Annotated in this window: 12 protein-coding genes; 3 read left to right on the top strand and 9 right to left on the bottom strand. The window is 67.7% G+C overall.

Translation table 11 applies throughout. The annotated features are described in order from the left end of the window. The first annotated feature begins 71 nt into the window (after positions 1-71). Positions 72-1,766 (top strand): putative bifunctional diguanylate cyclase/phosphodiesterase, encoded by a 1,695-nt coding sequence (locus ODI_RS14340; RefSeq protein WP_082985225.1) that lies wholly within the window; start codon positions 72-74, stop codon positions 1,764-1,766. A gap of 140 nt (positions 1,767-1,906) precedes the next feature. Next, a complete protein-coding gene (locus tag ODI_RS14335; RefSeq protein ID WP_231968267.1) occupies positions 1,907-2,674 on the top strand; it encodes a MetQ/NlpA family ABC transporter substrate-binding protein in 768 nt (255 codons plus the stop codon). A gap of 36 nt (positions 2,675-2,710) precedes the next feature. Here ODI_RS14335 and ODI_RS14330 read toward each other — a convergent pair whose 3' ends face one another. The 9 genes from ODI_RS14330 to ODI_RS14290 form a co-directional block, all read right to left on the bottom strand. Continuing rightward, complete coding sequence (locus tag ODI_RS14330) at positions 2,711-3,976, bottom strand: glutamate-5-semialdehyde dehydrogenase (protein WP_067751627.1); 1,266 nt, start codon at positions 3,974-3,976, stop codon at positions 2,711-2,713. 37 nt (positions 3,977-4,013) lie between these two features. Beyond that, a complete protein-coding gene (gene holA, locus ODI_RS14325) occupies positions 4,014-5,072 on the bottom strand; it encodes a DNA polymerase III subunit delta (RefSeq protein ID WP_067751624.1) in 1,059 nt (352 codons plus the stop codon). 11 nt (positions 5,073-5,083) lie between these two features. Further along, on the bottom strand, positions 5,084-5,773 hold the full coding sequence (locus ODI_RS14320; protein WP_067751621.1) for an LPS-assembly lipoprotein LptE: 690 nt from the start codon (positions 5,771-5,773) through the stop codon (positions 5,084-5,086). Between the two features lie 32 nt (positions 5,774-5,805). Then, positions 5,806-8,466 (bottom strand): leucine--tRNA ligase, encoded by a 2,661-nt coding sequence (leuS, locus tag ODI_RS14315; protein WP_067751619.1) that lies wholly within the window; start codon positions 8,464-8,466, stop codon positions 5,806-5,808. A 114-nt stretch (positions 8,467-8,580) separates the two neighbouring features. Beyond that, a complete protein-coding gene (locus ODI_RS14310; protein WP_231968060.1) occupies positions 8,581-9,807 on the bottom strand; it encodes an MFS transporter in 1,227 nt (408 codons plus the stop codon). Between the two features lie 7 nt (positions 9,808-9,814). Continuing rightward, positions 9,815-10,351 (bottom strand): MarR family winged helix-turn-helix transcriptional regulator, encoded by a 537-nt coding sequence (locus ODI_RS14305; protein WP_067751616.1) that lies wholly within the window; start codon positions 10,349-10,351, stop codon positions 9,815-9,817. Between the two features lie 145 nt (positions 10,352-10,496). After that, complete coding sequence (rpmG, locus tag ODI_RS14300) at positions 10,497-10,664, bottom strand: 50S ribosomal protein L33 (protein ID WP_067751613.1); 168 nt, start codon at positions 10,662-10,664, stop codon at positions 10,497-10,499. 34 nt (positions 10,665-10,698) lie between these two features. Continuing rightward, the gene (gene rpmB, locus ODI_RS14295) at positions 10,699-10,935 is read right to left on the bottom strand and encodes a 50S ribosomal protein L28 (protein ID WP_054503255.1); all 237 of its coding nucleotides are present in this window, start codon (positions 10,933-10,935) and stop codon (positions 10,699-10,701) included. A 325-nt stretch (positions 10,936-11,260) separates the two neighbouring features. Continuing rightward, the gene (locus ODI_RS14290) at positions 11,261-12,475 is read right to left on the bottom strand and encodes a multidrug effflux MFS transporter (protein ID WP_098020912.1); all 1,215 of its coding nucleotides are present in this window, start codon (positions 12,473-12,475) and stop codon (positions 11,261-11,263) included. Positions 12,476-12,631: 156 nt separating this feature from the next. On the opposite strand from ODI_RS14290, the gene ODI_RS14285 reads away from it, so the two are divergent. Next, positions 12,632-13,894, top strand: coding sequence for a class I SAM-dependent methyltransferase (locus tag ODI_RS14285; protein WP_098020911.1), 1,263 nt, complete (start codon positions 12,632-12,634; stop codon positions 13,892-13,894). The last annotated feature ends 77 nt before the right edge of the window (positions 13,895-13,971 follow it).

Below are 13,971 nucleotides of genomic sequence, written 5' to 3'. Positions count from 1 at the left end.
GTGCCGGGCTTCTCGATACACTGGGACGCATCGTGGCCCTTGCGGTCACCCCTGCCTGGGAGCCGCCAGCCATGCATGGTCCCGCTTTGCCGTTTTGGCCCGAACCGATATTGGCGTTGAGCGAGGCCTGGGAGGCCTCGCCTTTCGGGCTTTTCGTGTGCGACGAGGAAGGGCACCTCCTGGCGGTGAACGCGGCCTATGAGCGGCTGAGCGGCTACTCGCGCGAGGACCTGCTGGCAGGCATGCGGCATACCGAACTGCTGGATGCGGCCGAGGCGCAGCGCCGTAACGCCGAACTGACCCTGTTGCATCGCGCTGGCGCGGGCATGGGGCAGCATCGCCACGATGCGTCCTGGCACTATCGCCGCCCGGATGGAGAGCGCCTGGCAGTGCGCCTGGGCCTGGCGCCGGTGCCGGGGCGACAGGCGCTTGCCGGGGCGGTCATCGATCTGCAGGCGGGCCCGCCTCGGAATTACGCGCAGCTTTGGTACGTTTCCCATCACGATGCCCGCACGCGCCTGCCCAACCGGGCCTGGGCGCTGGAGCGGCTGGCGCTGCGGATCCAGCGGGCCCGCCTGAGCGACGACACGTTCAGCGTGATCGTGGTGGAGGCCGACAACCTGGAGCGCCTGCGCAGTTCGCTGGGCAACACCGTGCTGGAGCGGGTACTGCAAGTCATGGCCGCTCGCCTGCGCGGCGCGTTGCGCGCAGGCGAGAGCCTGGCCTGCCTGGACGGCACCCGATTCCTGGTGCTGACCGACGCGTCGCGCCCGGAGGTCGAGGGACGGGTGGTCCAGTGGCTGGACATGCTGGCACAGCCGGTGGTGGCCCTGGATCGCCCGGTGCGCCTGGGGGCCAGTGCGGGGCTGGCACCGGGTGATGGAGCGACCGACGCCGATAGCCTCATACGCCGGGCGGACCTGGCCCTGGATGCGGCGAGGGCAGGCGAGTCAGCCAACTGGCGCTGGTTCGAGCGAGGCATGCAGGCCGAGGCCGTCGGCGAGCTCGAGCTGGAGCAGCTCCTGCGCGAGGCGCTGCACCAGGACCAGTTCCACCTGGTCTTTCAACCCCAGGTGAACCTGGCCTCCGGCGAGATTGCATTGATGGAGTCGCTGTTGCGGTGGCGGCACCCGGTGCGCGGGCTCATCAGCGCGGCGGAGTTCATCCCGGTTGCAGAGCGCTGCGGCCTCATCGTGGCGCTGGGGGCGTGGGTGATGGACCAGGCGTGCAAGGAAGCCGCCCGCCTGCTGCGCAAGCTGGGCCGCGTGCCGGTCGTCACGGTCAACGTGTCGCCGCCGCAGATCCAGAGCGGCCTGTTGGTGCCCATGATCCAGCGCTGCCTGGCAGCCCACGGCCTGCCGGCGCACTGCCTGGAAGTGGAGGTCACGGAAGGCGTGGTGCTGGGCGATACCGAGGCCGCGATGGCGACGCTTGGCGGCCTGCGCGAGATGGGGGTGAAGGTGGCGCTCGATGATTTCGGCACGGGCTATTCCAGCCTGGCCTACCTGACCCGCATGCCGGTCGATCGGCTGAAGGTCGACCGCGCGTTCGTCCAGGCCATGCTGCAGGATGACCGCAGCCGGGCGGTGGTCGGCGCCATCATCGCCATGGCGCATGCGCTGGGCCTGCGTGTCACCGCCGAGGGGGTCGAGACGCAGGCCCAGGCCGACGCCTTGCGGGCCCTGGATTGCGACGAGATCCAGGGGTACTGGTTCTCGCGGCCCCTGGCCGTGCCAGCGCTGGAGGCCGCGCTCGTGCCCTTGTAGGCGAGGCATGCGGGCGCCAGGGTTATCGCAGGCCGCGGCGGCGCCTGGCGCTACTATGCGGCCTGTGACGCGGCATTCGCCGTGTCGGGCTGAAGGATCCCGTTCCAAACATGAAAAAGATAGTCGTGGGCCTGGCGGCGATGCTTGCCGCCTTCATGGTGCAAGCCGCCGCGCCAGTCGGGGCCTTGCGCCTGGGCGTCATCCCCAGCGTGGCCAATGAAGCCACCGAGATCGCCATCGCGCAGGCGCGCGAACAGGGCTTGCGGGTGGAACTCATCGAGTTCAACGATTGGGTATTGCCCAATATCGCGGTGGCGGATGGCTCCGTCGACGCCAATTTCTTCCAGCATGCCCCGTTCCTGGCGCAATTCAACCGCAATCGCGGCGCCAATCTCGTGCCGGTCGCCTACGGATACTCCACCACCATCGGTCTTTTCTCGAAGAAGCTCAAGCGCGGCGACGCCATTCCCGACGGCGCGACGATCGCGATCCCGTCGGACCCCGTCAACACGGGCCGCGCCTTGCTGTTGCTGCAGACCATGGGTCTCATCACCTTGAAGCCCGGCGTGGCGCACGAGGCCACGCAGGCCGACATCACCGCCAACCCGCGCCGCATCAAGCTCGTCGCCATCGAAGGCGCGCAGGCCGCGCGCACGTTCGACGACGTGACGGCATCGGTGACGTACACGACGTTCGCCAAGCATGGCGGGCTGGACGAGAAGGACGGCCTGGCGTTCGACAACACCGATACCGACAGCCTGAAGCGATATGCCATCCGCTGGGTGGCGCGCGAGGACAAGGCCCAGGATCCCCGGCTGCTGCGTTTCATCGAGATCTACCAGGGCTCGCCCGAGGTCAAGGCGACGTTGAAGCGCCTGTATGGCGACCTGATCGACTTCCCCTGGTAAACCGGCGAGCAGGCGGGGTCCCGCCTGCCCGGCGCGTCAGCCGCGCAGCTGTCCGTCGCCTTCCAGCACCCATTTGTAGGTGGTCAGGCCTTCCAGGCCAACCGGGCCGCGGGCATGCAGCCGGTTGGTGGAAATGCCGATTTCCGCGCCCAGGCCGTATTCATAGCCGTCGGCGAAGCAGGTGGGCAGGTTCACATAGACCGAGCTTGCATCCACTTCGCGCTGGAAGCGGCGGGCGGTGCCGAGCTTCTCGGTCACGATCGATTCGGTATGGCCCGAGCTCCAGCGCGCGATGTGATCCATGGCTTGCTCCAGGCTGTCGACCACACGCACGGCGAGAACGGGGCCAAGGTATTCACTGCCCCAGTCTTCGTCGGTGGCGGGCTCGGCCTGGCGCAGCAACAGGCGGGTGCGTTCGCATCCGCGCAGCGTCACCCCGTGGTCCGTGAAGGCCTGGCCCAGGCCGGGCAGCAGGCTGGCGGCGACGTCCTGGTGGACCAGCAGCGTTTCCATCGCGCCGCAGACGCCATAGCGATAGGTCTTGGCGTTGAAGGCCACGCGGTGCGCCTTTTCCAGGTCTGCGTCGGCATCGACATAGACGTGGCAATTGCCATCCAGGTGCTTGATGAGCGGGACGCGCGCCTGGGCCGACAGGCGCTGGATCAGGCCCTTGCCGCCTCGCGGCACGATGACGTCGATGTAGTCCGTCATGGTGATGAGGTGGCCGACGGCGTCGCGGTCGGGCGTGTCGACCACCTGGACGGCGGTCTCGGGCAGGCCGGCGGCCAGCAGGCCTTCGCGAACGACCGCGCCCAGCGCCACGTTCGATTGCAGGGCTTCCTTGCCGCCACGCAGGATCGTGGCGTTGCCTGATTTCAGGCACAGGGCGGCCGCGTCGATGGTCACATTGGGACGCGACTCATAGATGATGCCGATGACGCCCAGCGGGACGCGCATCTGGGCGACGCGCATGCCGTTGGGACGCAGGCTGGAATTGGACAGGCTGCCCACGGGATCGGGCATGGCCGCAATCTGCGCCAGTCCTGCCGCCATGGTGTCCAGCGCCTTGTCCGAGAGCGTCAGGCGGTCGAGCAGCGCGGCCTCCAGGCCATTTGCCCTGGCGGTCTCCAGGTCGGCGCGATTGGCGGCCTGCAGGGCCGCGCGGCGATCCTGCAGGGCTTGTGCCATGGCGCGCAGCGCGGCCGACTTGGCCTGGTCCGTCGCGCCCATCATGACGCGGGAGGCCTGCCGGGCGTTGCGGCCCAGCGTGAGCATGGAGAGTTCCAGATTATCGGAGGACATGGCGGGGCAGGGGGGCGAAAGCGGGGAAAGCCGCATTCTACCCAGCGCGCCGCTTGCCTGCCGCCGCCACGCGCAGCGCCAGGCGCAGCATTTCTTCCCAGGGGTCCGACAGCCGGCCAGGAACGTGCAGGCCCTTCACGAGGCGGTCCACTTCGTGGGCGTGTTGCACCGCCGCAGGCCAGGCCGCCGGCGGCACGCGCGAGAGCGCCTGCTGCGCCAGCCTTTCGTGATTGCCGAACACGCGCAGGCGGCGCATCAGGCCATTCATGTCCTGCCCGTTCGCGCGGGCATCGGCCAGGCGCGCCAGGGTGCGGATTTCCTCGCCCACGGCCCACAGCACCAGCACCAGGGCCTCGCCTTCGGCGCGCAGGCCGTCCAGCATGCGCACGACACGCGCCGAGTCACCCGCCAGCATGGCGTCGCGCAGGCCGAAGACGTCGTAGCGCGCCACGTTCATCACGGCGCGCTCCACCTCTTGCGCCGAGATGAGGCCTTCGGGGTGCAGCAGGCCGAGCTTCATGATTTCCTGGTGGGCGGCCAGCAGGTTGCCTTCCACCATGTCGGCCATCCACTGGCGCGTGGCGTCATCGACCTGCTGGTTCTGGCGGGCCAGCCTTGCGCCGATCCAGCCGGGCAGCCGCTGGCGGTCGACGTCAGGCACCTCGACGACGGTGCCGTGACGCGTCAGCGCCGTCATCCATTTGCCTTCCCGGGTGGCGCGGTCCAGCTTGGGCAGGGCCACCACGATGACGGTGTCCGGGTCGGTCTGGCCGGCGCTCAGCTCCGCCAGCCGTGCCAGCGTGTCGCCGCCCGCCTTGCCGGGCTTGCCGGTGGCGAGTTTCAGTTCGAGCAGCTTGCGGTCGCCGAACAGGGACACGCTTTGCGTGGCGGCCAGGACGGCGCTCCAGTCGCTGCGCGCGTCCATGACCAGCGTCGTGCGTTCGGTGTAGCCCTTGTCGCGCGCGGCGGCGCGCAAGGCGTCCAGCGCCTCGGTGACGAGCAGCGGCTCGTCGCCCGTGACGCAATAAAGCGGAGCAAGGCGATCTTCGCGGGCGAGTGTCTGCGCGAGACGATCGGCATCCATGGCCACTGCCATCGGTGCGTTCCTCAGCGCCGGTTGGCCGGGTTGGTGTCCAGGCGCGGATTGGTCCAGACCGACGGCTGTGCGGGCTCCTCGGAAGGCTCTGGCAGAGGCGGCGCCACGGGCAGGCTGTTGTCATCCGGCGAATTGCGGGCGATCTCGAAGGCCTCCGCCACGTCGGGTGCGGTCAGTCTGCGCATCAGACGAGACACCAGCGCCTTCTCCATGTCGCGGTAGAGGGTTTCCGTTTCACCCTGCTTGGCCTGGACGACATTGTCGTCATACGGCATGTCGCGCGTGTCGGTGAAGGTCGTGTCGGGCAGCAGCAGGTTGCCGCGCGCGTCGATCAATCGGAAGGTGTATTGCACCCTCAGTTCGTATTCCTCGACGCGGCCTTGGGGATTGAGCGAGGTCTCGCGCTGGGAGCGGGACTGGCTGACAGCGATCAGCGTGGCCTGCGCGTTCTTGCGATCGGTGACAAGCTGGGTGTCGGGCGATGCCGCGCGCAAGGCGCGCGCCACGTCTCCGCCGAAGCGGGTGTTGTCCGACAGGCCCATGAGATACAGCGAGTCGAAGGGCAGCGGCGTGACCCCGCGCATCGTGAAGCCGCAGGCGGTCAGCATGCCGACCAGCACGAGCAACGAGGCGCGCGCGAGCCAGGCACGCGGCCTGGCGGGCGAAGAGGCCTTGCGGAAAAGACGAGCGGACGTGACCATGCGTATGCCTACCTTGCGTTGCCTGTCGGCCCTTAGCCGACCACGTTGACCAGTTTGCCCGGCACCACGATAACCCGTTTCGGGGCACGGCCTTCCAGGAACTTCTCGACGGCTTCGTGGGCCACGGCCAGCGCTTCGATGGTTTCCCGCGCGGCGCCATTCGCCACGCGCACCGAGCCGCGCAGCTTGCCGTTGATCTGCAGCATCAGTTCCAGTTCGTCGGCGATGAGTGCGGCGGCGTCGATGGCGGGCCAGGGCGCGTCGAGCAGGTCGCCATACGTCTGGACATAGCCCAGGTCGCGCCACAGTTGCCACGTGACGTGCGGCACGACCGGATACAGCACGCGCAGCAGCACGCCCAGCGTCTCGGCCAGCGCGGCGTCGGCTTGCGGGCCTTCGGGCAGCTTGGCGTTCTCGATCGCGTTGAGCATCTTCATGCAGGCCGACACCACGGTGTTGTACTGGATGCGCTCGTAGTCGTAGTCGGCCTGCTTGAGCAAGGTGTAGACCTCGCGGCGCAGGTCCTTGATCTCGTTGGCGGCGCCTGCCCAGTCGGCCTGGCCGCCGGCCAGACCGCGCAGAACGGCGTCGCGGCGCGCATGGCAGGTGGACCACAGTCGGCGAAGATAGCGGTTCGAGCCGTCCACGCCCGAGTCGGACCATTCCAGCGTCTGCTCGGGCGGGCTGGCGAACATGACGAAGAGGCGCGCGGTGTCGGCGCCCTGGGTGTCGATCAGCGATTGCGGATCCACGCCGTTGTTCTTCGACTTGGACATCGTGCCCACGCCACCGTAGTCGATCTCGCTGCCGTCGGCCTTCAGGCGCGCGCCGACGATGGCGCCGCGCGCGTCGTAGGTGTTCTCGACTTCCTCGGGCCAGTAATACTCGATGCCGCCCTGCGGCGTGCGGCGCGAGTAGATGTGGTTCAGCACCATGCCCTGGCACAGCAGGCGGGTGAAGGGCTCGTCGAATTTCACCAGGCCGATGTCGCGCATGGCGCGGGTCCAGAAGCGGGCATACAGCAGATGCAGCACCGCATGCTCGATCCCGCCGATGTACTGGTCCATGGGCATCCAGTAATCGTTGCGGGCGTCGACCATGGCAGTGTTGTTGCCCGCCGAGGCGTAGCGCATGAAGTACCACGACGAGTCCACGAAGGTGTCCATCGTGTCGGTTTCGCGGCGCGCGGGCTTGCCGCAGCTGGGGCAGCTGCACGACAGGAAGCCTTCGTGCTTGGCCAGCGGATTGCCGCTGCCGTCGGGGATGAGATCGTCGGGCAGGACCACCGGCAGGTCCTGCTCGGGGACGGGCACGGGGCCGCAATCCGGGCAATGGATGATGGGGATGGGCGTGCCCCAGTAACGCTGGCGCGAAATGCCCCAGTCGCGCAGGCGGAAGGTCGTCTGCTTCTCGCCCAGGCCCTGGGCCGCCAGGTCGGCGGCCACGGCATCCACGGCCTGCGCATGGGCCAGGCCGTCGTACTTGCCGGAGTTCACGGTGCGCGCGATCTGCTTGTCGCCATACCACTCCTGCCAGGCATCCAGCGAGAACTCGCGGCCTTCGGCGGCGATGACCTGGCGGATGTCGAGCTGGTATTTCTTGGCGAAGGCGAAATCACGCTCGTCATGCGCAGGCACGCCCATGACCGCGCCGTCGCCATAGCTCATCAGGACGTAGTTGCCGACCCAGACTTCCACTGGCTTGCCGTTGAGCGGGTGCGTGACCGTGAGGCCGGTGGGCATGCCTTCCTTCTCGCGCGTGGCGATCTCGGCCTCGGTGGTGCCGCCCTTGCGGCACGCTTCGATGAAGGCGGACAGCTCGGGTTTGTCGCGCGCGGCCAGCGTGGCCAGCGGGTGTTCAGGCGCCACGGCGCAGAAGGTCACGCCCATGATGGTGTCGGCGCGGGTCGTGAAGACGTACAGGCGGCCGTCCTGCACCAGCGTGCCGTCCTGGTCGCGGATGTCATGCGGGAAGGCGAAGCGCACGCCTTCGCTCTTGCCGATCCAGTTCTCCTGCATGACGCGCACGCGCTCGGGCCAGCCGGGCAGGCCGTTCTGCACGGGGTCCAGCAGTTCCTGCGCGTAACGGGTGATGGCCAGGTAGTAACCCGGGATCTCGCGCTTTTCCACGGGGGCGCCCGAGCGCCAGCCACGTCCATCGATCACCTGTTCGTTGGCCAGCACGGTCTGGTCTACCGGATCCCAGTTGACGGTCTGGGTCTTGCGGTACGCAATGCCCTTTTCCAGCATCTTCAGGAAGAACCACTGGTTCCACTTGTAGTACTCGGGATCGCAGGCGCACATCTCGCGCGACCAGTCGATCGCCAGGCCCATCGCCTTCATCTGCTTCTTCATGTAGGCGATGTTGTCGTAGGTCCACTTCGCGGGCGGCACCTTGGACTTGATGGCGGCGTTCTCGGCCGGCATGCCGAAGGCGTCCCAGCCCATGGGCATGAGCACGTTGTAGCCGCGCATGCGCAGCTGGCGCGCCATCATGTCGTTGATGGTGTAGTTGCGCACGTGGCCCATGTGCAGCTTGCCGCTGGGGTAGGGCAGCATCGAGCAGGCGTAGAACTTGGGCTTGGCCGAGCCGTCGGCGGCGGTGGCGTTCTCGGCGACGAGATAGGCGTCGCGCGCCTGCCAGTCTGCCTGGGCGGCGGCTTCGACGGCGTTGGGTTGGTAGCGTTCCTGCATGGCGATGTATGAGCTGGCTGGTCGCGGCGCCTGGACGGCGCGCGGGATGAATGGGGGGCCGCCCGTGCGCGGACGTTCGGCCAAAGCCCTCGATTATAGGAGGTGCAGGAGAATCTAGTTGGCGGCGGCGGGCAGGTCGGGCACGTGCGCGCCTGGCGTGCGCCATTCATAGGCCAGCGCGGCCAGGGCGAGGACCGTGCCCGCGGCGCACACGCCATGCCAGCCGGCCATGCCATAGGCCGTGGCGGACACGAGCGAGCCCAGCGCGCCGCCGATGAAATAGGCCGTCATGTAGCCGGCCGTCAGGCGGCTGCGGGCCTCGGGCCGGATACGGTAGATGGCGCTCTGGTTGGTGACGTGCACAGCCTGGATGGAGAGATCCAGCACCAGGATGCCCACGATGAGCGCCGTCAGGGAAACAGGCGCGAAGGCCAGGGGGAGCCAGGAAGCCAGGAGCAGCAGCAGGCCCACCCGCGTCGACCGGTTGGCCAGGCCGCGGTCGGCCAGTCGCCCGACCCGGCTGGCTGCCAGCGCGCCGGCGGCGCCGGCCAGGCCGAGCAGGCCGATGGTGGTGTCGGAATAGCCATAGTCGGGGCCTGCGAGCAGGAAGGTCAGCGAGGTCCACAGCACGCTGAACATGGCAAAGGACAGGGCGCCCAGCACCGCGCGCGCCCGGAAGAGCGGTTCGTCGCGGAAGAGTTCGCCAATGGAGCGCAGCAACTGGGGATAGGACAGTTGCGTGGGGTTGCGGGACGCGGGGAGCGCTCGCCAGAGCGCCGCCGCGCACAGCACCAGCAGGATGGCCGCCACCCAGTAGATGGTGCGCCAGCTGCCCAGGTCCGCCAGCGCGCCGGCGGCCGTGCGGGCCAGCAGGATGCCCAGGAGCAGGCCGCTCATGATCGTGCCCACCACCTTGCCGCGCGTTTCCGGCTCGGCCAGCGTGGCGGCGTAGGGCACCAGCACCTGTGCTACCACCGACAGCACGGCGGTCAGGGCGGTGCCCAGGAACACCATGCCGATGCTGGTGGCGAAGGCCGTCACCAGCAACCCTGCCGCGGAGCAGAGCGTCATCAGCACGATCAGGCGCCGGCGTTCGAGGAGGTCGCCCAGCGGCACCAGGAAGAGCAGGCCGGCCGCGTAGCTGACCTGCGCGGTCGTGACGATGGCGCCCGCGGCGGTCGTGGACAGGCCGAACTGCTGGCCGATGGTGTGCAGCAGCGGCTGCGCGTAATAGTTGCTGGCCACGGTGAGGCCCGTGGCGATGGACATCAGCAGGATGATCGGCGCGGTGAGGCGCGGCGTGGCGGCGTGGGTGGTGGTCATGGCGGCAGAGGCAGGCATTCGGAAGTCAGGGGCGCAGGGCGCCGGGGCTGTGCTGGTCGTGGGCGGCCAGGAGTTGGCGCAACAGGGCAGCCAGCGTCTGGCGGTCGCCGTCCGAGAGCGGGGAGATCAATTGCTCGAGGACGGGCAGGTAATCACCCATCGCGGCCTGGATGCGTGCCAGCCCTTGCTCTGTCAGGGCGACACGCACGCCGCGCCGATCCTCCGGATTCGGGCTGCGTGTCACGAGCCCGGCGGTTTCCAGCCGGTCCAGGCGGTTGGTCATGGCGCCGGAAGACAGCAGCAGGGCGTCGATCAGTTGCTGCGGGCTGAGCGTGTGGGGAGGCCCGCCGCGGTAGAGCGTCGCCAGCAGGTCGAATTCGCCCTGTTGCAGGCCATGCGCACGGAAGGCCTGCTCCGCGTCGCGCGTGGCCAGGGTTGCATACCGGAAGATGCGGCTGACGATCTGCATGGCGGCCACGTCGTGTTGCGGGCAATGCTGGCGCCACTGGGAGACGACGAAATCGACGTGATCGGTGGTGGGAACGGGGGAGGGATCAGGCATTTGTCTTTACATGAAGTATTTCGACGTAAAGATAAATGTGTCGCGAGAGCCCGTCAAGCGATGGCATGGCAGGAAAAGCAAAAGCCCCGCGCGAGGCGGGGCTTTTGTCAGGTCGTGGCGGGCCCCGGAGGGCCTGCGCGCTGAATTACTTCAGCTTCACTTCCTTGTAGTCAACGTGCTTGCGGGCGACGGGATCAAACTTCTTGATCAGCATCTTTTCCGGCATGTTGCGCTTGTTCTTGGTGGTGGTGTAGAAGTGGCCCGTGCCGGCGGTCGACTCGAGCTTGATCTTTTCACGGATACCTTTGGCCATGTCTTGCTCCTGGTGATGTCAGTGGGCGATTGGCTTAAGCCAGTTCGCCGCGGGCGCGCAAGTCGGCCAGGACTGCGTCGATGCCGTTCTTGTCGATGGTGCGGATGGCCTTGGCGGAAACGCGCAGGCGCACCCAGCGGTTTTCGCTTTCAACCCAGAACCGGCGCGATTGCAGGTTGGGCAGGAAGCGACGCTTGGTCTTGTTGTTGGCGTGGGAAACGTTGTTGCCCACCATCGGGCCTTTGCCGGTAACTTGGCATACGCGTGCCATGGTTGCACCTTCTTTTTCAGGGTGCCGGGCATCGGTGGGGATCAGCGGGTGGTAGAAGCCGCCGGCCTGGAGATGCGCACGGTGTCGTGCGGGCCGGCCGACCACCCAAATGCTTGGATGGAGCAGGTTTGCCGTGGTGGCCGCTTCGTGGTGCTTGCCGCTGAAGCTGCCTGGCAGAACGCGCTGTGCTTATACCCCGCTGACGCCCGGGCGATGCGCTGGCGGGGTCAGAGCACCCTGGCTGCAAAGCATAGCCGCCAAGGCACGGGAAATCACGGTTGAAATCCGCGAAGACAGCGATTCTATCCTGGAATCCGTAAAAAAATCAAGCTGCTGTTGTTTTTGCCGCCGAGGCCCGCAGGGCGATGCGTCCGCTGAGCCAGGCCAGGCAGCCGCACAGCGCCAGCAGGCAGGTCAGCGGCAGCGGGCCGGGGGTGCCCCAGGCGCTGATCAGCAGGCCGGACAGGACGCCGCAGCCGATCTGCAGCATGCCCATGAGCGCGGATGCCGCGCCCAGCCGTTTGCCCTGGTCGGCCAGGGCGAGGGCGGCGGCGTTCGGGTTCACGAAACCCTGGCTGCTCATGTAGCCGACCAGGCAGGCCATCAGCAGTGGCAGCGTGATGAGGCCCAGCAGCGTCAGGGCGAGTCCGGCCAGGGGAATCAGCGCCAGCGCCGGCAGTGCGCGGCCCAGCAGCGTGCCGGGAACATGGCGCCGGAGCAGTCGCGCGCTGACCTGCGAGCCCGCGATCAGGCCGGCGGCATTCAGGCCGAACAGCAGGCCGTACCACTCGGCGGGTACGTCGTAGAAATCGATGAAGACGCGTGGCGATGCGGCAATGTAGGCGAACATGCCGGCCGAGCCGAAGCCGCCCGCCAGTGCATAGGCGACGAAAGGTCGGTGGCGCAGCAGTTCGGCGTAATTGCGCGTGATGACTGCTGGGGTCAGGGGCAGCCGCCTGTCGGCCGGCAGCGACTCCCGCATGGTGCGCAGGACGAAGACCAGCAGCACCAGGCCCATGGCCGACATCAGCCAGAAGATGCCCCGCCAGCCGGTGATGCCCAGCAACTGGCCGCCGACCAGCGGCGCCAGGATGGGCGCCAGGCCCATGATCAGCATCAGCGAGGACATCGCCCGGGCGGAATCCTGCACGCCCAGGTTGTCCCGGATCACGGCCCGGGGAATGACCACGCCAGCCGCGCCGCCGATGGCCTGCACCACGCGCCAGGCGGTCAGGCTGTGTACATCGGGGGCCAGCGCCGCCGCCGCGGAGGCCACGATGTAGAGGATCAGCGCGCCGCACAGGGGCAGCTTGCGGCCATAGCGGTCGGACAGCGGGCCGTAGGCCAGCTGCGCGAGCGCCATGCCGGCCAGGTAGGCGGCAAGGGTGCGCTCGACCTCGCCGGGGCTGGCGCCCAGCGCCTGCGCGATGGCGGGGAAGGCGGGGAGGTACATGTCGATCGACAAGGGGCCGATCGCGGTCAGCGCGCCCATCAGGATCAACCAGCCTGGGAACGAACGCGTGAGGGGAGACGGGGGCATTGCTACGGGGGGACGGATAGGACGGCGGGCCGCAAGGCGTGTGCCCAGGGGAGGCATTCACTGTAGCACGCTGCCCGCCGCGATTGCCTCTCCTGTAACTTCCGGGACATACTAGGCAAATCCATGTCGGACAGTCTGTCAGGGGAGAGGTCGGTCGTGAATCCTTTGCTTTCTACCGTGGCGCGCAAGCTGGAATCCATCGACACGCGCGTTCGTCTCGTCATGCCGGATGGCGAGCAGGTCGGCGCCGAGTATCCGGAAGTCGTTTTCCATGCCCGCGACAAGGCTGCGCTGCTCCACCTGGCGGCCGGAGATGTCGGGGTCCTGGGTCAGGACTATGTCGAAGGGCGTGTGGAGATCGAGGGCAGCATGCGCAAGCTGATGGCCGCGGCTGCCCAGTTGTTGCCCGGCACGCCCATCGATGCCGCCCGTGGCGGCTGGTTCACCGAGCTGGCGCGACGCCTGCTGTCCGTCTGGCGCCATTCCGTCGAGCGCGACGCCAAGCAGATCGAGTTCCACTACGACCTGTCGGATGACTTCTACGCCTTGTGGCTGGATCCCCGCCGGGTCTATTCCTGCGCCTATTTCGAGACGCCGCAGCAATCCCTGGCAGGCGCCCAGGAGGCCAAGCTGGATCTCATCTGCCGCAAGCTGCGCCTGATGCCCGGCGAGCGGTTCCTGGACGTGGGGGCGGGTTGGGGCGGCCTGCTGCTTTGGGCGGCGGAGCATTATGGCGTGGACGCCACGGGGATCACGCTGTCTCGCAACCAGCATGCCCACGTCACCCGTCTCATCGAAGAGAAGGGGCTGTCGGCCCGCGTGCGGATGGAACTGCTGGACTATCGCAAGCTGGATGCCTCCCAGCCCTTCGACAAGATTGCCTCGGTGGGCATGTTCGAACATGTGGGGCGGGCCAATCTGCAGGCGTACTTCGCGGTGTTGCAGGGCCTGCTGCGGCCGGGTGGGCTCGTCCTGAACCACGGCATCACCGCTGGCGGCGTCTACAACGCCGAGCTGGGTAACGGGATGGGCGAGTTCATCGAGAAGTACATCTTCCCGGGCGGGGAGCTGACGCATATCAGCCATGTGCTGGAAAACGTCGCCAACGGCGGGCTGGAGACGTTGGACGTGGAGAACCTGCGACCGCATTATGCGCGGACGTTATGGGCTTGGAGCGATGCGTTGGAGGCTCGGCTGGAGGAGGCTGGGCGGGTGTTGTCGGGTGAGCAGGGCGCCCGGGCGCTGCGGGCTTACCGACTCTACCTGGCGGGTTGCGCGATGGGGTTCGAGCACGGCTGGATTGCCCTGCACCAGGTGTTGGCGCAGGGGCTGCCGAGCGGACGAGCGGATGAGCTGGATGATCCGTCGGATCTGAGTTATCCGTGGCGGCGTGGGTATATGTATCCGACTACCGAATGACGGAAAGCCGGACGCCTGGCAAGCTGGGCGAAAAGGATCTGGCCGGCTTGAAAGCGTTGAAAATAGGCGAACAGAAT

The sequence above is a fragment of the Orrella dioscoreae genome, from assembly GCF_900089455.2.
Classification (GTDB): Bacteria; Pseudomonadota; Gammaproteobacteria; order Burkholderiales; family Burkholderiaceae_B; genus Orrella; species Orrella dioscoreae.
This window is presented reverse-complemented; position numbering and strand designations above follow the sequence as displayed.